The organism is Elizabethkingia sp. YR214, from assembly GCF_003058195.1.
Classification (GTDB): domain Bacteria; phylum Bacteroidota; class Bacteroidia; order Flavobacteriales; family Weeksellaceae; genus Elizabethkingia.
This window is the reverse complement of record NZ_QBUH01000003.1, coordinates 335024-360305: the sequence shown is the minus strand read 5'-3', so window position 1 is coordinate 360305 and position 25282 is coordinate 335024. Positions and strand designations below refer to the sequence as shown.

General features: G+C 35.2%; 26 protein-coding genes. 10 read left to right on the top strand and 16 right to left on the bottom strand.

Translation table 11 applies throughout. The annotated features are described in order from the left end of the window. Positions 1 to 44 precede the first annotated feature (44 nt). From C8J95_RS07780 to C8J95_RS07770, 3 genes are read right to left on the bottom strand one after another with little or no spacing between them, the layout of a single operon-like run. Positions 45 to 2039, bottom strand: a complete 1995-nt coding sequence (locus C8J95_RS07780; protein WP_107807854.1) for a DUF2207 domain-containing protein — start codon at positions 2037 to 2039, stop codon at positions 45 to 47. Between the two features lie 3 nt (positions 2040 to 2042). Then, positions 2043 to 2597: a LemA family protein gene (locus tag C8J95_RS07775; protein ID WP_059156916.1), complete on the bottom strand. Its 555-nt coding sequence runs from the start codon at positions 2595 to 2597 to the stop codon at positions 2043 to 2045. Between the two features lie 19 nt (positions 2598 to 2616). After that, complete coding sequence (locus C8J95_RS07770; protein WP_107807853.1) at positions 2617 to 3063, bottom strand: DUF1801 domain-containing protein; 447 nt, start codon at positions 3061 to 3063, stop codon at positions 2617 to 2619. Positions 3064 to 3167: 104 nt separating this feature from the next. On the opposite strand from C8J95_RS07770, the gene C8J95_RS07765 reads away from it, so the two are divergent. The 3 genes from C8J95_RS07765 to murB are packed head-to-tail and all read left to right on the top strand — an operon-like array spanning position 3168 to position 5877. After that, positions 3168 to 4361, top strand: coding sequence for a pyridoxal phosphate-dependent aminotransferase (locus tag C8J95_RS07765; RefSeq protein WP_107807852.1), 1194 nt, complete (start codon positions 3168 to 3170; stop codon positions 4359 to 4361). Between the two features lie 17 nt (positions 4362 to 4378). After that, complete coding sequence (locus tag C8J95_RS07760; protein WP_107807851.1) at positions 4379 to 4858, top strand: hypothetical protein; 480 nt, start codon at positions 4379 to 4381, stop codon at positions 4856 to 4858. Next, positions 4858 to 5877 carry a UDP-N-acetylmuramate dehydrogenase gene (gene murB, locus C8J95_RS07755; RefSeq protein WP_107807850.1) on the top strand — a complete coding sequence of 340 codons (1020 nt, stop codon included), beginning with the start codon at positions 4858 to 4860 and terminating at the stop codon, positions 5875 to 5877. The genes C8J95_RS07760 and murB overlap by 1 nt, the downstream gene beginning before the upstream one ends. Positions 5878 to 5928: 51 nt before the next feature. On the opposite strand, the gene hemB is transcribed toward murB, so the two are convergent. After that, complete coding sequence (hemB, locus tag C8J95_RS07750) at positions 5929 to 6918, bottom strand: porphobilinogen synthase (protein WP_059156911.1); 990 nt, start codon at positions 6916 to 6918, stop codon at positions 5929 to 5931. 105 nt (positions 6919 to 7023) lie between these two features. On the opposite strand from hemB, the gene C8J95_RS07745 reads away from it, so the two are divergent. Beyond that, positions 7024 to 7383 carry a T9SS sorting signal type C domain-containing protein gene (locus tag C8J95_RS07745; protein WP_107807849.1) on the top strand — a complete coding sequence of 120 codons (360 nt, stop codon included), beginning with the start codon at positions 7024 to 7026 and terminating at the stop codon, positions 7381 to 7383. A gap of 45 nt (positions 7384 to 7428) precedes the next feature. On the opposite strand, the gene deoC is transcribed toward C8J95_RS07745, so the two are convergent. The 5 genes from deoC to C8J95_RS07720 are packed head-to-tail and all read right to left on the bottom strand — an operon-like array spanning position 7429 to position 11566. Beyond that, the gene (gene deoC, locus C8J95_RS07740; RefSeq protein WP_107807848.1) at positions 7429 to 8172 is read right to left on the bottom strand and encodes a deoxyribose-phosphate aldolase; all 744 of its coding nucleotides are present in this window, start codon (positions 8170 to 8172) and stop codon (positions 7429 to 7431) included. A gap of 8 nt (positions 8173 to 8180) precedes the next feature. Next, positions 8181 to 8651, bottom strand: coding sequence for an Lrp/AsnC family transcriptional regulator (locus tag C8J95_RS07735; RefSeq protein ID WP_009087955.1), 471 nt, complete (start codon positions 8649 to 8651; stop codon positions 8181 to 8183). Further along, positions 8648 to 9628, bottom strand: a complete 981-nt coding sequence (locus C8J95_RS07730; protein WP_107807847.1) for an endonuclease — start codon at positions 9626 to 9628, stop codon at positions 8648 to 8650. Before C8J95_RS07730 ends, C8J95_RS07735 begins: the two co-directional genes overlap by 4 nt. Before the next feature lie 10 nt (positions 9629 to 9638). Continuing rightward, positions 9639 to 10316, bottom strand: coding sequence for a tRNA (guanosine(37)-N1)-methyltransferase TrmD (trmD, locus tag C8J95_RS07725; protein ID WP_107807846.1), 678 nt, complete (start codon positions 10314 to 10316; stop codon positions 9639 to 9641). Then, positions 10313 to 11566, bottom strand: a complete 1254-nt coding sequence (locus C8J95_RS07720) for an NAD(P)/FAD-dependent oxidoreductase (protein ID WP_107807845.1) — start codon at positions 11564 to 11566, stop codon at positions 10313 to 10315. The genes trmD and C8J95_RS07720 overlap by 4 nt, the downstream gene beginning before the upstream one ends. A gap of 123 nt (positions 11567 to 11689) precedes the next feature. On the opposite strand from C8J95_RS07720, the gene C8J95_RS07715 reads away from it, so the two are divergent. Continuing rightward, complete coding sequence (locus C8J95_RS07715; protein ID WP_107807981.1) at positions 11690 to 12547, top strand: glycoside hydrolase family 25 protein; 858 nt, start codon at positions 11690 to 11692, stop codon at positions 12545 to 12547. Positions 12548 to 12626: 79 nt separating this feature from the next. Here C8J95_RS07715 and C8J95_RS07710 read toward each other — a convergent pair whose 3' ends face one another. After that, entirely contained in the window at positions 12627 to 13142 is a 516-nt protein-coding gene (locus C8J95_RS07710) for a 5'(3')-deoxyribonucleotidase (RefSeq protein WP_107807844.1), read from the bottom strand. 119 nt (positions 13143 to 13261) lie between these two features. Between C8J95_RS07710 and C8J95_RS07705 the strand changes: the two genes are divergently transcribed. Together C8J95_RS07705 and deoD are read left to right on the top strand one after the other, a co-directional pair. Then, positions 13262 to 15157 (top strand): ABC-F family ATP-binding cassette domain-containing protein, encoded by a 1896-nt coding sequence (locus C8J95_RS07705; protein ID WP_107807843.1) that lies wholly within the window; start codon positions 13262 to 13264, stop codon positions 15155 to 15157. 58 nt (positions 15158 to 15215) lie between these two features. Further along, positions 15216 to 15923: a purine-nucleoside phosphorylase gene (deoD, locus tag C8J95_RS07700; protein WP_107807842.1), complete on the top strand. Its 708-nt coding sequence runs from the start codon at positions 15216 to 15218 to the stop codon at positions 15921 to 15923. Between the two features lie 68 nt (positions 15924 to 15991). Here deoD and C8J95_RS07695 read toward each other — a convergent pair whose 3' ends face one another. Then, positions 15992 to 17137 carry a hypothetical protein gene (locus tag C8J95_RS07695; RefSeq protein ID WP_107807841.1) on the bottom strand — a complete coding sequence of 382 codons (1146 nt, stop codon included), beginning with the start codon at positions 17135 to 17137 and terminating at the stop codon, positions 15992 to 15994. Positions 17138 to 17213: 76 nt separating this feature from the next. Continuing rightward, entirely contained in the window at positions 17214 to 18269 is a 1056-nt protein-coding gene (locus C8J95_RS07690; RefSeq protein ID WP_107807840.1) for a Gfo/Idh/MocA family oxidoreductase, read from the bottom strand. Between the two features lie 219 nt (positions 18270 to 18488). On the opposite strand from C8J95_RS07690, the gene C8J95_RS07685 reads away from it, so the two are divergent. From C8J95_RS07685 to C8J95_RS07675, 3 genes are all read left to right on the top strand, one after another. Continuing rightward, complete coding sequence (locus tag C8J95_RS07685) at positions 18489 to 20771, top strand: TonB-dependent siderophore receptor (RefSeq protein ID WP_107807839.1); 2283 nt, start codon at positions 18489 to 18491, stop codon at positions 20769 to 20771. Positions 20772 to 21012: 241 nt separating this feature from the next. Next, complete coding sequence (locus C8J95_RS07680; RefSeq protein WP_107807980.1) at positions 21013 to 21597, top strand: outer membrane beta-barrel protein; 585 nt, start codon at positions 21013 to 21015, stop codon at positions 21595 to 21597. Positions 21598 to 21668: 71 nt separating this feature from the next. After that, the gene (locus tag C8J95_RS07675) at positions 21669 to 22523 is read left to right on the top strand and encodes a mechanosensitive ion channel family protein (protein ID WP_107807838.1); all 855 of its coding nucleotides are present in this window, start codon (positions 21669 to 21671) and stop codon (positions 22521 to 22523) included. Positions 22524 to 22576: 53 nt separating this feature from the next. Here C8J95_RS07675 and sucC read toward each other — a convergent pair whose 3' ends face one another. The 4 genes from sucC to C8J95_RS07655 all read right to left on the bottom strand — a co-directional run bounded on the left by sucC (position 22577) and on the right by C8J95_RS07655 (position 25278). Next, positions 22577 to 23770: an ADP-forming succinate--CoA ligase subunit beta gene (sucC, locus tag C8J95_RS07670; protein WP_107807837.1), complete on the bottom strand. Its 1194-nt coding sequence runs from the start codon at positions 23768 to 23770 to the stop codon at positions 22577 to 22579. A gap of 78 nt (positions 23771 to 23848) precedes the next feature. Continuing rightward, complete coding sequence (locus tag C8J95_RS07665; protein ID WP_107807836.1) at positions 23849 to 24406, bottom strand: PsbP-related protein; 558 nt, start codon at positions 24404 to 24406, stop codon at positions 23849 to 23851. A 9-nt stretch (positions 24407 to 24415) separates the two neighbouring features. Next, on the bottom strand, positions 24416 to 24805 hold the full coding sequence (locus C8J95_RS07660; RefSeq protein ID WP_009084999.1) for a DUF423 domain-containing protein: 390 nt from the start codon (positions 24803 to 24805) through the stop codon (positions 24416 to 24418). Then, entirely contained in the window at positions 24802 to 25278 is a 477-nt protein-coding gene (locus C8J95_RS07655) for a hypothetical protein (RefSeq protein ID WP_146165447.1), read from the bottom strand. Before C8J95_RS07655 ends, C8J95_RS07660 begins: the two co-directional genes overlap by 4 nt. Positions 25279 to 25282: the final 4 nt, after the last annotated feature.

The window sequence follows — 25282 nt, the reverse complement described above, 5'->3', positions numbered from 1 at the left end:
AAAAAGCATTCAGAATTCTCTGAATGCTTTTTTTATGTGCGAGGTTACCAACCGCCACCACCGCCACCGCCACCGCCGCCACCGGAGAATCCACCACCACTGGAGCCACTACTAAAGCTAGAACTGCTTCCGGATGAACTACTACTGGAGGGCGGAGTTGAACCTGAGGAGATAGAGTTGGTTAAGCTGGAATTAAGTGTATGTCCCAGACTGGCAAATCCAATCGTACTTCCGGTATACCAGTCGTTGGTATAATCCACAGACATCTGCGTCAACATATCCTGGAATTTTTTACCCCAAATTTTATCCACACCCAATACCATTGCGTATGGTAGGTAAGTCTCAAATATAGCCGGTGTCATTTGCGGAGGATTGTGGAACTTAATCACCTCATTTTCCGCAGCACCCATATACATTTTGAAGCCTTCTATAAGTGACTGTTTACGTAGTTTTTCTTCAGAAGGTCTTTTGATAAGGTACCGGTAAACAAAAAGAAAACCTATACCAGCGATCAGAAAAAGAAAACTAGATCTTGTATTCTGATCAAAATTCCCTGCAATAAAAAATACGATAAAACCAATAAAGAACGGGAGAAAAAATATTGCAATAAAAGCTACAATACATCCTTTATTCAGTCCTTCCATTTTAGAGATAAGAACCATTGTAACCACAAAGAAAATAATAACGAAGATTAGTCCGAACATTCCGATTACCAATTGCTCTGTAGAATCTCCGATAATACTACTTACAATAAACGTCAATATAAAAACTGCAAAAACAACTATAGCCGGAAGTACAACTTTATTAGCATTATTCCCTTCTTTAATAAAGGCTTTGTACTGAAAAGTCATATTATGGGTAAAGTTGCCCACAGCTTTTTCTATTTTACTGCTATAGCTGCCATCCAAGGTTACTGTGGAAGACTTACTAAAAAGATCGTTCATTAATCCAATCTCTTCTTTTGCCAATTTCGGACTTGGTTCCTTTAGCTTGGTAATTTCATATTCTTTCCCGGAAGACATTCCTAAAAGAGATTTCTTTGTAATTTCTTTTATTACAACAAACTTCTTTATAGCAAGGTTTACAAGTGACGCCGTAAGGTAATTGGTATTGTAACCTTCATGATGTATATATCCTAATTCTGCAGGAGACATATCTTCTGGCGCATTAAATTGTGGATAAACTACAGGTTTTTCCGGATCCACTCCATACTTCTTCCAGGAATTATATCCATATAGCAACAAACCTCCAAAGACCAATAACAGAAATATACTGACCCCATATTTCTCTAAAAATGATGGCGGTGGTGGTGGCATCACAATTCCTTTAGGGAATCCAACAGCAATAGTCAGATTCTCCCGACTCAAGAGACTTCCACCCTGCCATTCAATTTCATTATCAGAAATAATTTTTGAAGAACAATTCTGTGCCGTACTTCCCTCTATTCCTGAATAACAAGCATTTTGTAACATTTTAGCTCCCTGAGGTAAGTGAACTGTTGCCGAAATTTTGTCTATAGGAAAATCCCAGGCCATCCCATTTACATTCCAGTATAGCTCATCATACTTAGGAAAGAACCCTATCTGATCTGGTGTTTCATATGTAATCTGATAGGTATATTTTCCCGGATCCAGATAAGTATCTTCATTCCCTACATATATTGTCTTTTGACTGCTCTCATATGTAGTAGAATAATGCTCCGTCACTCCGTCTTTCTTTACAGAAAGTATTTTAAACTTTACTTTTTTCGTCTTCCCATTTAGATTTCTTACAGAGGGAAATGTTCTGAAAATTCCTCTTTTAAAGTTATACCCAAGACTGTTGATAACTATAGTTTCGGTAACTGTAAGTGATGAATTTTTATGAACTGTAATATCTGAATGAAAAGATAAAATCCGTTCAGTCGGTTCTGTACTTTCTGTTGTTATACTATCTCCTACTGCATCTGCAATTGCGGCTGCAGCTGCAGCCTCAGCCTGTTCCTGGGCTTTAAAAAGCAGAAAAAAAGAGAATAATACAAATATAAATAACCGCTTCAATTTTTAAAATTTTACAGAAGGAACTTCTCTTTCAGCGGTATTCTGCAATTCGAAGAAAGGCGCTTTCTCGAATTTATACATATTAGCAATAATATTGCTTGGAAAGGATTCCACAAGTGTATTATTCTCCCGCGCGGTACCATTATAATATCTTCTGGATTTTTCGATATCACTTTCCAAAGAAGAAAGTTCATTTTGCAGTTGCTGAAAATTTGTATTAGCTTTCAGATCCGGATATTGTTCGGCCACAGCAAATAAATTCATCATAGCCTGATTAAGATTTTTCTCGGCAGCTTCTTTCTCCTGTACAGAACCAGCATTTTTTGCCATAGTTCTCGCCTGTGTTACACTATCCAATGTTTCTCTTTCGTGTGTAGCATATCCTTTTACCGTTTCTACCAAATTTGGAATAAGATCATATCGCTTTTTCAGCATTACATCGATACTACTCCAGGCTTCCTGAACCAAATTTCTGAATTTAACAAGCTTATTGTACACAGAAACTCCATACAACAAAACGATAGCAACAAGTGCAATAACAACAATAAGTGCAATCATAAGATTATTTTTAGTTTAATTATTTTTTAAAAACAGTTTCATATTTTTCAATCCACATTTCTGGTGATATTTTAGCGCTCAATTCAGCAATTATGCCATAGGGAATATCATCCATTTTTTTGAACCGTACACAACTTTTCCCCATGTCCAGTTTAAATTTTGCATATTGTGTATAACTTTCCTGAAACCATTCCAACAGATCTTTATCCGCATATATACCCATATGATAAAATGCCAGAAAATTCTTCTGACTGGCCAGACTCAGAAAAGGAAGCGGTGTACCCGGGGCACAATGATAACCCGCAGGATATGAAGACAATGGAACCACCCATGTAAGCATTCCATAAGCTTCAGTTAATTCAAATCCCTTAGGTAGATTATCATGAATTGCATTAAACAATTTCTCAAAAGCTATTTTTCTCTCATCAGGGACTTTTTCCAGATATGTTTGTATCAGGTTACTCATCATTATTTATTTTTCTTAAAAATAAACAAATTTATTTCGTTGAACAATGAAAAGTTTTTCCTTTAAAATTTAGTAAATTTGTTACTCGAAAATAAATCTTAGAAATGCCAAAAATATCGAACAGAGCCGAACATATGCCGGCCTCACCAATCAGAAAATTGGTTCCTTTCTCTATTGCTGCTAAGCAAAAAGGAATAAAAGTTTATCACCTTAATATTGGACAACCGGATATTGAAACACCTCAATCTGCACTGGATGCTCTAAAAGATATTCATTTAAAAGTTCTGGAATATTCTCTTTCCGAAGGAAATATTGAATACCGTGAACAATTAGCAAAATATTACAACAAAATCGGTTTTGCAGATATCACGCCTAAAAACTTTATTGTTACCAATGGTGGATCTGAAGCTTTAAATTTTGCTATCTCTGTACTTTGTGATCAGGATGATGAGATTATTGTACCTGAACCTTATTACGCAAATTACAATGGATTTTCCAATGCATTAGGAGTAGTGGTAAAATCTATCCCATCTTCTATCGATACAGGTTTTGCATTGCCTCCTATTGAAGAATTTGAAAAGAAAATTACTGATAAAACTAAAGCTATTCTTATATGTAACCCTGGTAACCCTACCGGATATCTTTACACAAGAGAAGAGCTTGCTAAACTTGCAGAGATTGCATTAAAACATGACATTGTAGTTATCTCCGACGAAGTTTATCGTGAATATGTATATGACGGAAAAAGCCAGGTATCTATGCTTGCTTTCCCTGAACTTGCAGACAACTGTATTATTATCGATTCGGAATCCAAGCGTTACAGTATGTGTGGTGTAAGAATTGGTTTCATGGTTACCCGTTCACAAAAGATTTTAGATGCAGCAATGAAGTTTGCACAAGCAAGACTTAGCCCGGTACTTATCGGTCAGATTATTGCTGCTGCTGCACACGTTGATGATGATGCATATATCCGTTCAGTTCGTGAAGAATACACAAAACGTAGAAACCTTTTAGTTGATTTGTTAAACAGCATCCCTGGTGTTATCTGTCCTAATCCTAAAGGAGCTTTCTATTGTATGGTAGAGCTTCCGGTGAAAGATACTGACGATTTCGCACAATGGTTACTTGAATCTTATAACTTCAATGGTGAGACTATTATGGTTGCTCCTGCCGGAGGATTCTATTCTGACCCTGCATTAGGTAAAAAGCAGGTAAGAATGGCATACGTGCTAAAAGAAGAAGATCTTAGAAAATCTGTTGAGGTTCTTAGGAATGCTCTTCAGGTCTACAAAGACTAATTTAAATAAAACTTAAGATGTCAGCAATAAGGCTTTATAAATGGAAAACCATATTATTAATGGCATTATTGCTGATATTTTTTTCATGTAAAGAAGAAAAAATTTCAAAAAATATAGCAATCCCTTCTGAGAAAATAGAATCTATAAGTATTACAACTGAAGGTGGCAATTTAGGCTATTTCAGAAATATCCGAGTAAATAAAGATTCTGTTTCATCTATACAAAGACAAGCTGATACTGAAAATCTGAATAAATCTCACAAAAGAGCAATTACACCCACAGAATGGAATAAATTAATTTCGGAAATTAATCTATCCTCAGTATCAAAAATTAAAAATGGTCCAAGTTATCAGCCTTTTGACGGAATAGATGATATATGGGAAATAAAAACTTCCACCCGTACTTATCGTGTTATTAACGGAAAAAAGGGCACAGATAATTACAAATCTTTAGAAGCAGTATATTCGCAGCTAGAGGAATTAATCCAAAAAAAATAATGCAGTTACAGGAAAATTTTTCATTAAAACAATACAATACATTTCAGGTCGAAGTCAAAGCTTTATTTTTCATTGAAGTTCATAGCATTGAAGAATTAAAAGAGGCACTTTATTTTTCAAAAGAGAAAAGCATTCCCTATCTGATACTTGGAGGTGGAAGTAATATGCTTTTAACTAAGGATTATGAAGGCCTGATCATTGCCTTACGCCTGAAAGGAATTACAGAAGAAAAAACCGATGAAAACCATACTCTGATTACTGCAAAGGCAGGTGAAAACTGGCATCAGTTCGTTCTTTATTGTATTTCTAAAAATTATGGCGGACTGGAAAACCTTTCTCTGATTCCGGGTAATGTGGGTACATCACCTATTCAGAATATTGGTGCTTATGGTACCGAAATAAAAGATACTTTCCATTCCTGTAAGGTTTTGGATACTGAAGATTTCAGCGTAAAAATACTAAATCTGAAAGACTGTCATTTTGATTACCGCGACTCTATCTTCAAAAGCACGGCAAAAGGGCGTTATATTATTCTGGAGGTAAGTTTCCTTCTTACCACCCATGAGCACAAAATTTCTGCAACTTATGGAGCTATTCAACAGGAATTAGATAAGAATAACATCACTACAATTACTATAAAAGATATTTCGGATGCTGTAATTGCCATAAGACAGAGCAAACTTCCAGATCCTGCTATAACTGGAAATGCGGGAAGCTTTTTCAAAAATCCGGTTATTCCGGCTGAACAGTTCAACAGTCTGAAAATAGCATTTGAAAATATCCCTAGCTATCCTAGCGGAGCTGAAGTAAAGGTTCCTGCCGGCTGGCTAATCGAACAATGTGGCTGGAAGGGGAAAACAATTAATAATGTTGGCTGTCATCCACTACAGGCATTGGTTATTATTAATGCCACAGGTAAGGCTACAGGAAAAGAAGTATTCGATTTTTCATCACAGATTATTAATTCCGTAAAGGAAAAATTCGGAATAGAATTAGAAAGAGAAGTTAACATTCTATAAACAAAAAGCTGTTTCAAATGAAACAGCTTTTTTTATCTTAAAATCTCAGATTTATTTATTCAAAAGTAATGAAGCTTCTTTAGCAAAATATGTAAAGATTAAATCTGCTCCAGCTCTCTTAATGCTGTGCAAACTTTCCAGAATAACTTTGTCATTATCTAACCATCCGTTCTGAGAAGCAGCTTTTAGCATTGCATATTCTCCACTCACCTGATATACAGCAATTGGCTGAGTAATAATCTCTCTTACTTTTGCTACAATATCCAGATTTGGCATTCCCGGCTTGATCATAATAATATCAGCACCTTCATCCACATCATCCAAAACTTCGCGGATAGCTTCACGAGAGTTTGCAAAATCCATCTGGTAAGTTTTCTTATCCTTAGGAATTTCCTGATTATCTACCGGCGCACTATCCAAAGCACTTCTGAACGGTCCGTAAAAAGCACTTGCATATTTAGCTGCGTAAGAGATAATACCAACATTGGTAAATCCGTTTTCTTCAAAAGCCTGACGTATTGCAAAAGTACGACCATCCATCATATCGGACGGAGCTACAAAATCAGCACCTGCTTCAGCATGAGAAAGACTCATTCTTACTAGTGCATCTACCGTAGCATCATTAATAACCTCTCCTTTTTCTATAATCCCATCATGACCATAAACTGAATATGGATCCAGAGCAACATCTGGCATAACAATCATATTAGGTTCAGTATCTTTAATAAGCTTAATTGCAGCCTGCATTAAACCATTCGGATTCCACGATTCTTTTCCTGTATTATCTTTCAGGTTATCGCTTACTTTAACGTAAACATTAACCGCTTTTATACCGTGTTTATAAAGATCTTTTATCTCTTCTTTCAAAAGGTCTAAAGAGTGCCTGAACACACCTGGCATAGAAGCTATAGGTTCTTTCTTTCCGCTACCTTCCATTACAAAAATAGGAAGCACAAAATCGTTGGTCGTTAGTGTAGTTTCACGCACTAAATCTCTAACAGACTGACTTGTACGCAGTCTTCTGTTTCTATTAAAATTCATGAATGAATTATTTAAAATTTTAATACAAATTTAACTATACCAGAGCCGTAAACCTATTATTTTGTGATTTGTTTTTTCTAATTTCGTTATAATTAAACATGACATTTGAGAGTATTTTTATTTTATTTATTTCTGTTTGCCGTTTTATCCTTTGTTCCACATCTGGTATATAGTGACCCTGAGAAACAACAGGCATCTTCATTAAATGATTCTTCAAAAAGAAGTGTCCCTGTTAACCTTATCCCTACAGGCAATCATGAACTAAATTTACAAATCGAAGACTCCCATTTCAAGTTAAAATCGGTTACTATATATGCCGTAATAGGTAAACCGGTGATGGAGCTAAAGAATATTAATCTGAGTATGGTAAAATTACCAACAGAACAACTGAAACCAGGAAAGTATCTTATAAAGTATACACTCAGCAACAATATTGATCAGGTAATACAACTTGTGAAAGAATAAAAAAAGCCGCTTCTAAGAAGCGGCTTTTTTTATTCTTTACGGATATTAATAATCTCCTTTCGAAGTATTTTCTCCGATTAATGCTAAAGCTGAAGATGTTCCGATACGCTGAACTCCCATCTCTACCATTTTTTCAGCTTCCTCCGGAGTTCTCACTCCACCGGCAGCTTTCACTGGTAATCTCCCTGCATTTTCCAACATAATCTGGATACCTTCTACAGTTGCACCATTAGGCTTTCCGCCTTCGGTTTTATAGAAACCTGTAGAGGATTTTACAAAAACATTATCCGCATTTTCAGAGAAATTTTCTTCTGTCCATGTAGCAATTTTTTTAGTAATATCCGCAATCTGTTCATTACTTAATGCAGCAATTTCTATAATCCATTTTGCAATTTTACCATTTTCTAATGCTAATCTGGTACAAGTAATTACTTCTTCCTGTACCAAATCGATATTTCCATTTTTATAAGCTTCATAATTGATTACAAAATCCAGCTCATCTACTCCGTCTTCAATTGCCTTTTGGGCTTCCGCTACTTTCTCCTCAACCGAAGCAGTTCCTTCATGAAAACCAATAACAGTTCCTACTACTACAGATGCTCCCTGCTGCTGAAGAAACTCTTTTGTTTCTTTTACATATTCAGGGCGGATCATAACAGCAAAAAGCTGGTGATCTATAGCCTCTTGTGTAAGATTGTGTACGGTTTTACGGGTTTGCTCTTCTGTAAGACCAGATTGCTGAGATGTTTTAAGATAAGTAGAATCTAAATAATCTTTTATGCTCTTCATTACGTTTATTATACTTTAAGCTGTCTTGAAATACTTTGCTCCAAAGATATGAAAGTCTCAGTTCTCATCACACCTTTAAGCTTCTGAATTTTGCTTAAGATCTCCATTAAATGGTCATTGTCTTTTGCAAGAACTTTAAGGAAAACAGTATAGTTTCCTGTTGTATAATGAGCCTCAACAACCTCATTAATTTGTTCTAATGATTTGATAATTTCATTGTAGTGACTAGGCTGATCAAGATAAACTCCCATATAAGAAGTTACTTTGTACCCTACTTTTCTCGGATTCAGGAAAGAAATCGAATTTTCAATTACACCTGCCTGTTCTAATTTTTTTATCCTCTGATGTACTGCTGTTGTAGAAATACCTACGTGAGATGAAATGTGTGCCAAAGAAGTTTTGGCATTATCCATCAATAAGTAGATAATTTCCTTGTCAATAGCATCAAGATGATATCCTGCGCTTGCTAGATTTTTCATATATTTCCTATTTGTTTTGTCAACTTTAGCGCTACCAACACCGGAAAATGGTCACTATATCCTCCCAGATAACGGGTTCCTACATATGTCCTAAATGGGCGACCCCGATATCGATAGCTTCTTTCTTTAAGATGTTCTGAATTAAAAACTTGAGCATTTATAAACTTAACATCACTTTCTAAGTTAAAAAATGAAGGCGATAAAATTATTTGATCAAATAATAGGCCTTCGCTTCTATGAAACGTAGAATATTTTCTTTTATTATATAATTCTTCAAAAGAATTTACTAATATTTTTTCATTTTCCTCACCGGAATGGATAAAGTTTTGAACATTAGCATCGACAGGATTTTCATTAAAATCTCCCATCACCAGAATATTTTCCTGAGGGTTCTGAGAGAGTTTATCTTGTATCTTTTTCTTCAGTTTGTCCAGAATAATTTTACGTTTCGGAGCATTTACATCTTTTTCCCGTTTGGAAGGTAAATGCAGTACATAAACATTAAGCTCTGTAACTCCGTACCGGAACTGACAATACAAAACATCCCTTGTTGTATCAAATGTGTTGGGTAGTCCGTCTTCAATATCAAATATTTCGGAATAGACTTCGGAATGCAACAGTACGAGTTTACTTTTATCATACAATAATGCAGTATCTACACCCCGCTCGTCCAGTGAATCATAATGTACAAAATCATATTTCCCTTCAAAGATCTCCTGTTCTGTTATATGCTGAAGTACTTTATCATTTTCTACTTCTGCAAGACCTATAAGCATTGGAAATTGTCCAATTTCTTCACGAATATATTCAAAAGTTCTGGAAAATTTAAATATTTTATTCTGATAACGTTCTTCATTCCAGTTTTTTAAACCAGATTTTGGAATATAATTCCGATGATACCGTTCTTCCTGTGGAGAAAAAAAATTTTCAGTATTATAAAACATTACCAGTTCCGAAACTGCAGGGGATAATTCCAAATTATGCTTTTTATTTGTTTAATAAATCAGGTCTTTTTTCCTGTGTAATTCTTACTGCCTCATCATATCGCCAATCTTCTATATTCTGCGTATGCCCACTAAGCAAGATATCCGGAACTTTTAATCCTTTATACTCTTCTGGTCTTGTATAAATTGGCGGGGAGAGTAAGTCATCCTGAAAACTGTCAGTCAGTGCAGACTGTTCGTCATTCAGTACCCCCGGAATAAGACGAATCACAGAATCCGCAAGTACACATGCTGCAAGCTCTCCGCCTGTAAGAACATAATCACCAATAGAAATTTCTTTGGTTACATGCAGCTCTCTTACCCTCTGATCTATTCCTTTATAATGTCCGCACAGAAAAATAAGATTTTCCTGAATGGAAAGTGTATTAGCTATTCTCTGATTCAGTGTTTCACCATCAGGTGTCAGATAAATAACCTCATCATAGTTTCTTTCTGCTTTTAATGATGAAATACAGTTATCTATGGGTTCTACCATCATAACCATTCCGGCTCCTCCTCCATATGGTTCATCATCTATTTGGCGGTGTTTACCAAATCCCCATTCTCTTAAATGATGGAAATGTACTTCCGCTATTTCCTTCTGCATTGCTCTTTTAAGGATTGATGCCTTAAAAGGACTCTCCATTAACTCTGGTAAAACAGATATTATATCAATTCTCATTGTTCAGTATTATTCTTTTTGTGCGGAACGATGATAAGTCTTAAAGACGAATCTTTATTTATATAAGCCCACGCCCAGTTATAAAAAATGGCAATTTTATTTCTTACGCTCAGGATAAGCATGAGGTGCAAAAACATCCAGAAATACCAGGCTAGCCTTCCCTGAAATTTAAAATCCCGGAGATCTACTACAGCTCTGTGTTTTCCTATCGTTGCCATAGAACCTTTATCTTTATATTTAAAAGGTTCCCACGCTGATGTTTTTAACAGATTTTTTCCAAGGTGCTCTCCCTGAGCAATTGCCACACTGGCCAGCTGCGCGTGTCCCTGAGGATATTCTGCTGTTTCCATATAGGCAATATCTCCTATAGCGTATATATTATCGTATCCTTTTACTTTGTTATATTCATCCACAATATAACGGTTCCGCATAATATGCTCCTGCGAAATACCGTCTATAATATTTCCGGTAACTCCTGCCGCCCAGATAACGTTGTTAGAAGGGATAACAGTCCCGTCGTGTAAAGTAACATTTTCACCATCATAAGCATCCACCCGGGTATTATTCATTAATATTACTCCAAGTTGCTTTAGATATTCTTCAGATTTATCTTGTGCTTCTGTACTCATCGATGCCAAAGGTTTCTCTGTAGCATTAATAAGAATAATATTCAGGTTTTTGAAGCTCATTTTAGGATAATCCCGTGGCAGAACATCGCGTTTCATTTCTGCAAAAGCACCCGCCAACTCTGCTCCTGTAGGTCCCCCACCTACAATAACCAGATTCCAGTCACCATCATCACTTCTCTGTCTTTCAATAATCAGACGTTCAAAAGTCATGAGCACATGATTCCGGATACTAATTGCTTCCTGGGTGTTTTTCATTCCGTATGCATTTCCTTCCAGAACTTCATTTCCGTAAAAATTAGTCTTGCATCCGGTTGCTATAACCAGTTTATCATATTTGAATTCCGCATCTTCACTAATCACCTTATTCTCCTCGGGAACAATTTTTACAATATCAGTCATCCTAAACTGAATATTTTTAGATTTTTGAAATATTTTTCGGAAAGGAAACGAAATGTTAGAAGGTTCTATACGTCCACTTGCAACCTGATAAAATAAAGGCTGGAACATATGATGATTTACCTTATCAATCACCGTAATACGTTTTTCTCTTTTCTGGTTTAGCGTTCTGGCAAGACGAAGCCCTGCGAAGCCACCACCTATAATAAGGATTTTTTCACTCATAAGTATGGGGAAAAACTGTTTATATGCATCAAATTTACAAAAATAAAAAGGATGTTTTTAGGAATAAATCACTATTTAGACTTCCAAAAACAAAAAGCTTTTAATAGTTTTGCAGCAGAATTTATGCCAAAAAAAGTAACACAGAAGCGAAGAAAAACTATTGCAAAAAAGCGTACAGATGCCCGAAAGAAACTTTGGGTATTATTTATTATTCTTTTTCTGTCTCTTATCGGAATTGGTTTCTATATGAAAGATCAGGTTGTTTTTTACTATGCCATGCATTTCAAAGGCAAAGAAAAACATTCCCTAAGAAACCCTAAAACAGAAGAAGAGCGGATAAACAGAATTGTTTCGCTTTACTCGGATAAAGTTTTCGGCATCGACATTTCCCATTACCAGCGGAAAGAAGATATTAACTGGAAAAAACTGACTATAGCCAATGGATCGATAGATATAAGGTTTATACTCCTTCGTGCAACCATGGGCAAAGATGGTAAAGACCAACATTTTGATGAATACTGGAAAACTTCTCAAAAGAACGAGCTCATCCGCGGCGCCTATCACTTTTATCGTCCAAAAGAAGACCCTGTTCAACAGGCCAATAATTTTCTTGAAACGGTAAAATTAGAATCCGGAGATATGCGTCCCGTTCTGGATATTGAAAAAATCCCCCGAAATAAGAGTCTTGACGAATTCAGAAACGACCTTAAAGTTTGGCTAAAAATTGTAGAAGAGGCTTATGGTGAGAAACCTATTATATACACCTATTATTATTTTTACAGAGATTATCTTCAGGATGATTTTAAAGATTATCCTCTCTGGCTGGCCAATTACAATGATGTGGATGTTCCATCAGATAAAGCAGAATGGAAATTCTGGCAGTTTACAGAAAAAGGCATTGTTAATGGTATCAATACCAAAGTAGATGTTAATGTCTTCAATGGAAATATGTGGCAGCTAAAAGGCCTTACCTTGGATTAAAATATTAGATTTATAAAAGAAAAAAGTGAAGCCTGTCAGCTTCACTTTTATTTTCCCTATTATTCAAAATAACAAATTGCTACAAGATAGTTCGTATTTCTTTCCAGGAATCTATTCTTTTATAATCAGAATTATCCACAGACTGATTATGCGGTTGTGTGAAAAGTAATTTCTCTCCCTGGAAAGTCTCCAGATTCTTTGGATAATCGTCTATCATATAATCTCCCGTTACCGCTTTCTTGCTCCCACAGAATATAATTTGTTCCCATGTAATAAACGGAAAGTGCTCTGCAAGCCAGTCATATTTCTCCCGCAAGCTATTAGGAAACTCCATTGCCGCAGACAAAATAAAAACCTCATATTTAGAATTAAGATATTCCATTACTTCTATACTATCTTCCATTACCTGTAGATTTCTGAAAAATCCAGGCTCATGCAAATGTTTATCAACATTGGGAAAAGCAATTGTTTCATCAAGTCCTTTTGAATCTTCTATTTCTATCCTGATACCAGAATCTCTTTTTTCATATTTTATAAACTGGTGATATACATCTGCCAGTACTCCATCCATATCTACTAAAATTCTCTTTTTCATTATTTTGTTCTAATAATTACATTACGAATATCGGAAAACAAAGCTTTCTTACAAAACTTAAGAAAGCCTGAATTTCTTCTTAGTTTTCGTATTTTCGCAGTTCAAATTTAGAATCAGGAATGAATTACGTTACCGCAGAAAATCTTACCAAATCTTACGGGATTAAAGTTTTATTCAAAAATATTTCTTTCAACGTCAATGAAGGAGATAAAATTGCTATTGTTGCTAAAAACGGAAGCGGAAAATCTACATTGTTGAAAATCCTGATGGGAAAAGAAATTGCTGACAGCGGAAATGTAGTTATCAACAAAGACATTCAGGTAGTTTTATTCGATCAGGAGATAGACTTTGAGTCTGACCTGACTATAGAAGAGTTTATGATGACACTGGATTCAGCGCCTATTATGGCTCTTAAAAACTACCACGCTTCACTTCATTCCACAGATCATGATTTTATAGAAAAAGCACTTGCTGAAATGGAAGCTCACAAGGCATGGGATCTGGAGAACGAAATGAAACAAATTCTTTCTCAGCTAAAGATTACAGATCTTGATGCTAAAATGGGAACATTATCAGGAGGGCAGATTAAAAGAGTTGCCCTTGCCAAGCTGCTTACGGAAACCCGTGCAGAGCACCGCCACACTCTTCTTATTATGGATGAGCCTACCAACCACCTGGATGTGGATATGGTGGAATGGTTGGAAAATTATCTGAGTAAAGCCAAGATCACTTTACTTTTGGTAACTCACGACCGTTACTTCCTGGATAGCGTATGCGATACCATTTGGGAAATGGAAGATCAGGCACTATACCTTCACAATGGTTCATATGCTACCTATCTGGAAAATAAAATGATCCGTGAAGAGAATCTGGATGCAACAATTGATAAAGCCAACAACCTATACAGAAAAGAACTGGAATGGATGCGCCGCCAGCCTAAAGCTCGTACAACAAAGTCCAAAAGCAGAATCGATTCTTTTTACGAAACTGAAAAAGTAGCAAAAACAGATACCAGAAAACAGTCTCTGGAGCTTGATTTTGATATGAAACGTTTGGGGAAAAAGATTCTTGAACTAAGAGATATCAATAAGAGCTACGGAGACAAAGTTTTACTGAAAGATTTTAGTTATCAGTTTCAACGTGGTGAAAAGGTTGGAATTATCGGAAAAAATGGTGCCGGAAAATCTACATTACTCAATATTATTCAGGAATTAGAGCCTAAAGATTCTGGTGAAATAGAAACCGGTGAAACTATAAAATTCGGTTACTTCTCTCAGAAAGGTTTAAAATACAAGGAAGATGAAAGGGTTATAGATTTTATTAAAGAAATATCCGAGAATTTCCCGCTTGCCAATGGCCGGACAATTTCTGCATCTCAGTTTTTGCGTTTGTTCTTATTTGATGATCAAACCCAATATTCACCAATATCTAAATTATCTGGTGGAGAGAAAAGAAGACTACACCTGATGTATGTGCTTTATCAGAATCCTAATTTCTTAATTTTTGATGAGCCTACCAATGATCTGGATTTACCAACACTTACCGTTCTGGAAAACTTTTTATTAAACTTTCAGGGGAGTTTAATTATCGTATCTCACGACCGTTACTTTATGGACAGAATTGTGGATCATGTTTTGGCATTTGAGGGTGGAGGAAAAATTAAAGACTTTATTGGTAATTTCTCTGAATACAGAGAATGGAAAAAGAATCAGGATAAAAAACAAGATACAACAGACAAAACTCCGGAAGTACAACCTCAGGAACCGAAACCTGTTATCAACAACCAGACATCTGCTAAAAAGAAACTTTCTTTTAAAGAGCAGCGTGAACTGGAAACAATAGAAAAAGAAATGCCTGAACTGGAAAAGCAGAGAAATATCATATTAGATAAATTAAATAATGAAGCAGATTATGAAAAGATATCTGTTTTATCTGCTGATTTAGAGAAAGTTTCGGAAAAACTGGAGAATTATGAACTGCGTTGGCTAGAGCTACAGGAAGCTTCCGGCAACTAGTTCTGTTTAGCCCAATACGATCAAAGTCACTATATTTGTCTTTTCAAAAAATAAAATTATGAGCGTTCACATTAGTGCTAATAAAGGAGATATTGCAAAAGTTGTATTACAACCGGGAGATCCGTTACGTGCCCAATATATTGCAGAGAATTTTTTAGAAAACGTAAGACTGGTAAGTAAAACCCGAAACATATTCTACTTTACCGGAGAATATAAAGGAAAAACAATATCAGTTGGTGCCAGCGGAATGGGTTGTGCAAGCATCGGAATCTACTCTTATGAACTATTTACTGAATATGATGTGGATACTATTATCCGAATCGGAACTTGTGGTGCTTACAACACAGATCTGAAACTTTTCGATATTCTTAATGTTGAAAATGCAGCAAGTGAAAGTACTTATGCTAAATATGCGTGGGAAATTGAAGGAGATATTCTTTCGCACCAGGGGAAAGTTTTTGATATGATCAACGAAACTGCTGCTGCTCAGTCTATCATTACTAAAAATACAAATATCCATACAAGTGATATTTTCTACCGCAAGAATCCTGCTATTCCTGCTGTTGCAGAGAAATACAACTGTTCTGCTGTAGAAATGGAAGCATTTGCTTTATTTGCGAATGCTAAACATTTAGGAAAAAATGCTGCAACGATATTAACTGTTTCAGACATTATTCCTACAAGAGAAGAGATTTCTGCAAATGAAAGAGAAAGAGCTTTAAAGCCAATGATTGAGTTAGCTTTAGAAACAGCTATCAAACTATAATTAATAGTTACTAACAATAGAAAAGCTGCATAACAGAGTTATGCAGCTTTTTTATATCGAATTCTATCTTAGTTTATTAGCTCTTTATTGAATAAGGTATTTGGTTTAAGATAAATTATATTATTTTGAAAATCAAGTACTGTATTGAATCGCTTCAGCATATCATTTCCAAGTATATGGATTTTAGCAGATCCCATAGGTTTGTTTGCTGTCAGAAGCTGTGCCGGAATATTTTTTAGCTCAGCTTTCCCAATCTTTATCTTTTGTAAATTAGCTGTTATTACCGGAATTTCTTTTCCGCTAACCCCACGCAGGCTTGTTTTCTTTATAATCTTCAAATTCTCCACAGGAAAGTTTTTCTCTTTCAGCAGGTCATTATCCAACATTACAGAACGCTGATACCCTAAGTCAAAAAGAAACCATTCTTTATACCAAGTGCCATTTTCCCACATATCGCATTCTATAAAAGGCTTGTTGTTAAAATACCAGATTTTAAACTTTGAATAACCTTTATCCTTCAATATATTTTTAGGCATCTTAGAATGTACTATCATTTTCTCTTTATCATAATTCAATTCTACTAACAGTCCATCGAAAATATTCCATCCCAATAAACCATCAGCTTCCTGACCTACCATTTCATGATCGTAGATCTCACTTTTATAAGTTCTTTTACCAATTTGTATATCGTAATGCGTATTATAAAGCTGAGGATTAGATTTTATTCTGTTTTTCAAGGCATCTCTTGTAACAGACATTTCCGTAGCGCCGGTATCAAAATTAAAAGTAAGAGAATCTTTATGGTTAAAGAATGTCTTGACAAGGTTAGTATTATACTTATTCACAATAAAAGGAATTGTATCATGAATTTCCGGATTTGTTTTACTAAAGTCTTTTACTTCCGGCGCCTGAATTCTCGTATAACATGAATCTTTGCCATTTAAAAGAACAATAAAGTCTTTTTTCTCTCCGGGTTTTAGGTTTACCACTATAGAATCTATATCGGTTTTGAATACTATTTTTTTACTCTTAGTAATTCTACCTGTCGTATGAATATCGGGTTTTACCTTTGGATTAATACCCCAGCCAGATATCATATTATCTTCTTCATAGATTCTGGCCTTATTGGAATTTGCTTTAATAACAGTTACTTTCTGTTGGGAAAAGCACAGAACCATCACAAAAAGTAATGATACAGAAAAAAAATGCTTCATTTTTACTACAATAATTTATTGGCATAAAAATAGAAACATTTTTAATTCACTTCTATAAGAAATAATATTTTTTTTATCAGAAATTAATTATCTGTCCGGATTTTGCACTTTCCATAGCTTTATCTATAAGTTTCATATTTTGTATAACTTCTTTACCAGGAGATGGCAAAGGATTACCAAATACTACATGTTCATATATTTCCTGGTAATAATCCATATAATCTCCGGCCTTACTACTTTGTGTTATACGAATTGTATTACCACTTTCATCCAGATAATTCAGGATACTATCATCTCCGTTAAGAGGTTTTTGCCAGTCTTTATTATACTCTGGAATAGCACCAGCGACAAGTTCGGCTTCCTGATTATCTGTTCTTTCCTGAAGAAAACTTCCTTTATCTCCATGGATTTTATAAGCATAATGATCTTCTTTGGTAAATACAGAAGCTTTTACACGGATTCTCAGACTATCCGGATAGTACAAAAGAATTTCAAAATAATCGTTGGCATACTCAGTTCCTTTCATTGAGAATACATCTGCAAATAGCTTTTCTGGTGCTCCAAAAAGCTGAATAGCCTGATCTGTAAGATGTGCCCCCAAATCATGTAATGCCCCTGATGCAGGTAGGTCCGGATTTTCTTTATGTACTTTACCACTTGCAGTAGTACGGAACCTGTCAAAACGTATCTCAACCTCTTTGATATTTCCAAGTTTTCCTTCATATATAATGTTTTTCACTTGCAAAAAGTCCCGATCGAATCTCCGATTCTGATAAACACTCAAAAATAATCCCTTTTCTTCTGCCAGTTTTACCAACTCTTCGGCTTCGGAAGTATTCACTGTAAAAGGTTTCTCCACAACTACATTCTTACCTGCTTCTAAAGCCATTTTAGCATATTCAAAATGCGTCTGTACAGGTGTATTTACAACCACCATATCTATATCTGCATTTTCAAGCATATCTTCTACCGAACGGTAAATAATTGCATCAGGATATTTCTCTTTTGAATCGTTTTTAGATCTCTCTACTACCGCAGACATAAAATATCCGGGATGTTCTTTCAGAAATGGTGCATGAAATACTTTCCCACTCATTCCGAATGCACAAAGGCCAACTTTTACTAATTGCATTTCAATTTTTTATCAAAGATATTACATATTCAACTGTCTGATATTACAGAATAATGCAAAATTATCGATAAATAAAAATATAATACTGTAAATCAAATAAATACAAATTAAATGCTATTTTTTTTAATAATTCTAAATAAAATATTGCTTTAATGCTAAAAATTTCTACTTTTGCAAAATTATTTTAAATAAGTCTAAATAGATTTAATTCAACAACTTATGAATAAAAGCACTATTGCTCTGGGACTCCTATTGTGCGCTACTTTTGCTCATGCACAGAAAAGAAAATTCATCAAGACTGACACTATTAAAGTTCAGCAGATAGAAGATATTAATCTCCATAAAACCGGAAATCCTAATAAGGCAAAACCATTATCTACCAAATCTAACCTTACGGTAATGGAAACACCACAACCCATTGCTATTGTTACTCATGAAATCATAGAACAACAACAGGCAAAGCAATTAAGTGATGTGCTGCAAAATGTAAACGGAATCTATGTAACATCTTCCAGAGGTAATTCTCAGGACAGCTTTGGAGGAAGAGGTTTTAGCCTTGGGAACGATAATATTTTCAAGAATGGTGCAAGAGTAAATAGTGGTGTATTTCCTGAAGTAAGTGGTTTAGAACGTGTAGAAGTTTTGAAAGGAGCTAATGCCATGTTATACGGAAATACTGCTGCCGGCGGGATTATTAATATGGTTACAAAAAAACCGAGATTTACTACCGGAGGAAGCTTTAGTCTAAGTGGAGGAAGCTGGAATACTTATAAACCAACCTTCGACGTTTATGGTCCAATTTCTAAAGGTGTTGCATTCCGCTTGAATGGAACTTATGAAACTGCTGACAGCTTCAGAGATGGAGTTTCTTCAGAAAAAATTTACTTCAACCCATCTTTACTTTTCAACATTGGAAAAAAATCTCAGTTGATTGTAGAAGGTGATTACTTAATCAATAATTTCACTCCAGATTTTGGTATTGGAGCTATTACCAATAAAGATGGTAGTTACTCTATGAACAATCTGCTACCAAGAAATGCTTTTCTTGGAGCAAGCTGGCAATATCAGGATGTAAAGCAGGCATCTACAGACATTATATTCAACCATCAGTTTTCTAATAGATGGACATTAAACTCTGTTCTATCTTATCAGAATTATACCCGCGATTATTATTCGACCGAAAGAGTACAGTGGGGGTATGACAAAAACGGAAGACTAAAATGGGACAGACCATTAAATAAACAATATACTGAGCAGAATTATACATCTTTTCAAATCAATATAAATGGTGAGTTCAATACCGGATCTTTAAAACATCAGGTATTGGTAGGAACAGATGGTGATTACAACCAAGCAGATACATATACTTTCAATAATCCTACAAAGTATGGAACAAATGGAAATACAAATGATCCATCAGTTTATCTGGATGATCCGAGTACCTGGACAAGCGGCAGTATAATTCCTCCTGCGACTAAAAATATAAGAAACAGAATTCCGACTTACCGTTACGGAGTCTACATTCAGGATTTTATAAGTATTACAAATCAGTTTAAAGTACTTGCCGGTGTAAGATGGTCATATATAGAAAATAAAGTTACCCAAACAAAGAATTTTGTAACCAACTCAGATCCAAGACCTACAGGAACTGCAACCAGCGACCATGCTTTTTCTCCAAAATTTGGTTTAGTTTATACTCCAAATGAAAATCTATCAGTATTTGCTACTTATACCAACTCTTTCTCAGCAAATACAGGATATACTGTAGATGGCATTCAAAATCTGGATCCTAATCTGAGTAATAATGATTATGTAAATAAAGTTCGTGCATTACCAAGAGTAGCCTTGACTCCAACCACAATTGATCAGTACGAAATAGGTGTAAAAAAGAATCTGTGGAAAAATGCAATCGCAATTAATTTGAGTGTTTACCAAATTTTATACAAAAACTATTACCAAAATATACTGGACAAAAATGGAGCTTCTATAGACACAGACTTAAAAGAATTTGCCGGAAAAATGCGCAGCCGTGGTGTAGAATTGGATATTACAGGAAACCCGTCAAAAAACCTTTCATTAATAGGAGGAATCTCTTATAACAACTCTGTTTATTTAGATACTCCGGATACTTTTGGTTATGTAGAAAAGCAGAGAATTGTAAGAACTCCGGCTACAACTGCTAACCTTTCAGCTTTCTATACATTACCAAAATATATTAAAGGGCTTAAAGTAGGAACAAGTTTCTATTACATTGGAGACAGACTTGCCGGATGGAATGATACGAAAGCAACCAACAATACCAGAAACGGTGTATCCAGAATTTTCACATTAAAAGATTATACAACTTTTGCACTTTCTTTAGGATACGACTGGAAGAAGTTTTCTATTCAGGCAAAGGTGAACAATTTATTCGATACGGTTAATTACAATGTACACGAAAACTATTCTGTAAACCCTATTGCACCGAGAAATTATTATTTTACTTTAACATACAGACTCTAGGAAAAACATCCTGATTCTATTCAGTTATAAAAAGCAGCAAATTCTAGATTTGCTGCTTTTTTGTTTATAATGCCAAACTCATTTTATTGAAAATATAATGTAATGGAACAATAATTGTATTTATAATTTTCGTTAAAAAGTTATAAATATACCAACGGCAGATATTTAACCTGTAAAGTTGGTATATGACCAAATCAAAAAAATTCAAAAATTTATTTTTATAACAAAAAATCATACAAAAATGAAAAAGTTAATTTTAAGTACAGCTATTTTAGCAACAGGATTATTTTCAGTTACAAAAGCTCAGCTACAGAAAGGAAACTGGATGGTAGGTGGTAACATTATCACTTCCAGCTTCGGGTTAAACACTGGTGGTGGTTACAACTTTACTTTAGAGCCAAAAGCAGCTTATTTTATTGATGATAACTTTGCACTTGGAGGTCAGGTTACTTTTGGTTTTAGTGGAACCAAGGATGGCCCTACAACTTACAAGTACAGTGTAGGTCCAATGGCTAGATATTATTTTAACAATGATCAGGTTGACAGCCTATTGAAGCACGGAAGATTCTTCGTAGAAGGTAATGCAGGTATTGGTGGTACAAGTACTACTAAAGGAGGTAACTCTACAACTGGTCTTAACTTAGGAGTTGGTCCAGGTTATGCTTACTTCATTACACCTAACGTTGCTGTAGAAGGTCTTGTAAAATACAATGGTGATTTCGGATTCGGAAATAATGGTACAACTTCTAACATTGGCTTTAATGTAGGTTTCCAGATTTATCTTCCGACATCTAAAGTAAAACAAGTTACAAGAGGAGAACAATAAAATTTATATTTTAATACAAAATGCCAGCCCTAATCCGGCTGGCATTTTTATTTTTGCATAAATTTACAATTATGAACGAAGGATTGAAATACATTGATATTGTATTGGCTGTATTGAAGAGCTGGTATGTGAAATTTGCTGAATTATCTCCAAGGTTAATTATTGGGATATTGGTTTTTATATTATTCTTAAAAGGAAGCAGGTATCTAAGCAAGGTAACTGTAAAACTTGTTAATAACTTTTTCCCGGATAGCAGTAAACAGGGAACAGCTGTTGCCCTGGTAGGGGTTTTTCGTTTTCTGATTATTCTGATGGGGACTTTTATTTCCCTGGAAATAATGAACTTTAGTGGTTTCTTATGGAAATTTATAGGAAGTTTAGGAGTTGCCGGGGTTATTGCCGGGGTTGCTTTAAAAGATCTTGTATCCAGTATTTTCTCCGGAATGTTAGTTGGCATAGATAAATCCTTTAAGGTTGGTGATTACATTACATTAGGCGCTCATTCCGGTACTGTAACCGAGATAGGTTTCCTTACCACAAAACTTATCAATGATGAAGGCAAAAAGGTTTATATTCCGAATCAGACAATTTTCAACGCTCCGTTCTATAATATTACAGCTTCTCCACAGCGGAAAATAATTTTCGACTTCGATATTCCGGCCAGCCAGGATATACAGAAGGCAAAAGATTGTATTTTGGAGGTTATTAAAAATATGGATAAAGCAGATCGGCTGGAAAGCGCAGATGTTATATTCACCTCCCTTATACAGGGGACATTCAATATTCAGGTAAAATTCTGGATCGCTATCGGATCTAATGTTGCCGATACCAAAAGCGATGCTCTTGTGAAAATAAAAGAAAAACTGGACCAGGAAAATATCCTGCTAAGCACTCCGATGAGTATAAGTATAGAAAAAGAATCATAAATAAAAAAGCCACTTCAAATGAAGTGGCTTTTTTTATGCGATTGCAAATGTAATTAAGAACCTAAAACTTCTTTTACTTTATTTGCAGCTTCTTCTAATGTAATAGCAGAATGTACAGGAAGACCTGAATCATCGATTAATTGCTTAGCTTCTACAGCATTAGTTCCTTGTAATCTTACGATTAATGGAACAGGTAGGCTACCCATAGCTTTGTAAGCATCTACAACACCTTGTGCTACTCTGTCACATCTTACAATACCACCGAAGATGTTGATTAAGATAGCTTTTACGTTTGGATCTCTAAGGATAATTCCAAAAGCTGTTTGTACTCTCTGAGCATCAGCAGTACCACCCACATCAAGGAAGTTAGCAGGATTACCTCCTGAAAGCTTAATGATATCCATGGTCGCCATTGCAAGACCAGCTCCGTTTACCATACAAGCAACGTTACCATCTAACTTCACGAAGTTAAGACCAGCTTCACCAGCCTCAACATCCATAGGATCTTCTTCTCTTGTATCTCTTAATTCAGCTAAGTCTTTGTGACGGTATAATGCGTTGTCATCTAAAGTTACTTTAGCATCTACTGCGATAATTTTGTTATCAGAAGTTTTTAATACAGGGTTGATCTCGAAAAGAGAAGCATCAATACCTACATAAGCATTGTAAAGGCTACCAATGAATTTAACGAATTCTTTGAAAGCGTTTCCTTCTAATCCAAGGTTGAAAGCAATTTTTCTAGCCTGGAAACCTTGTAGTCCGTAAGCAGCATCAATAACTTCTTTGTGGATAAGATGAGGAGTAACTTCCGCTACGTGCTCGATATCCATACCACCTTCTGTAGAATATACTACAGTGTTTTTACCTAATGCTCTGTCTAAAAGAATAGAAACATAAAATTCTTTAGTTTCTGTTTCTCCCGGATAATAAACATCTTCAGCTACCAATACAGAATTAACTTTTTTACCCTCAGCAGATGTCTGTGGTGTAATAAGTTGCATACCGATAATATTACCTGCATTTTCTTTAAGTTTATCCATGTTTGGAGAGAACTTAACACCACCACCTTTACCACGACCACCGGCGTGAATTTGTGCTTTTACAACCCAGCCTTGTGCTCCGGTTTCAGCAGTAAGTTTTTCAGCAGCAGCAACTGCTTCATCCACATTATTAGCTACAAAACCACGTTGTATAGCTACACCGTACTTCGCTAAAATCTCTTTTGATTGATATTCGTGAAGATTCATATTGTTTTGATTATATTTTTATTTTTTTAGATTTACAAATGTACAAAATAGACCCGAAACTAAAGAAGGGTGAAATGTTTATTTTTCTTTAATTGAGGCTACTACAGTTTTGAATATTTTTTCAAATTTCGCCTTATCTTTTACCGGGCAGAAGGAATATACGGAATAGGTAGACTTAGCAGTTTTAATACCTACAGTAACATAAGCATACTTAGAAAACTTAGTCTGTTCTTTACCATTATCGTCGTAATCGGAATACTTATAATCTCCTTCGAAATTCTGGTAAGCATACTGCATTCCGTTTTTAGCTTCGGTTTTAATATCACCAATCTTTAAAGCAGAATTTCTCTCTAAAGATTCAATTGCTGTAGAGTTGTAATGCTTGATTACATCTTCAGCTGATCCAAATAAAGGAGTCTCTCTCCAGTCTTCTATCGGATCCTGAATAACATATAATGTGAAATCATTTGGCTGATCAAAGATTTGGAAAACAACATTTTCCTGCTCCCCTTCTACTTGTTTAAAGTTTTCAGGATAACTTATTTCAAAAGGAACTCCAACAGTCTTAGTAATATTTTTCTGAGCAAATACTCCGACAGATAATACTAAAGCCGCTGTAAAAAGTAATTTTTTCATTTTTTATGTTTAATTAAATTTTGATTTAAAGATAATAATCATCAGCATCAACCAGCTTAAGATCATCAATAACCCACCAAGAGGTGTAATTGGACCTAAAAACTTCAGATTGGTATTCCATACTTCCTGAAAAGAAAGGAAATAAATACTTACTGAGAACAAGAATGTTCCGGCGATCATTAACCAGCCAGCACTTTTTTCAATTCCGGTATCGAATTTCAGGAAGAACCCTATAATCAAGAGATATAATGCTGCGTACATTTGGTACTTTACTCCCACCTCGAAACTTTCAAGTCTTTCTACTGAAAGAATCTTCTTAAATGCATGTGCTCCGAAAGCGCCCAGTATTACTGAAAGCATTCCATAAAAAGCACCGAAAAATAAAGTTATTGTTTTCATTTTTTAATCCATTTTATTTCACCAGCAACTTTGATTTTTGTGTTCAAATCAATGCCACTAAATTTTATTCTATTTTCTGAGATTCTTTGAACCTCTCCATCGAATGCGAATAGTACCTGACGATTCTCCCCTGATATGAGATTCACATTCATCACTAAATCCCCTTGCCCCATACCACATCCTCTTTCTGTTGTTGGTCGGCAAAAAGCCTGAGTCCCTTTTTCAGGAAGATTACTTATCAAAACTGAAAATATAGCATCTTTATCCCTAACATAAGCCCTCACCTCATCTTTATTTAATGGATCCTTCGGTTTGGGATTCACTGTATAAGTAACCGTATTTTCTCCGGATATTTTTTCTCCGTTTAATTCTAACACATACCATTGTTCCTTTTTATCAAATTGGTCGTCTCTGTCTTTACTACAATTCATCAGTAAAAAGCAGAACAAAAAAACGTATAGAATATGTTTCATTATA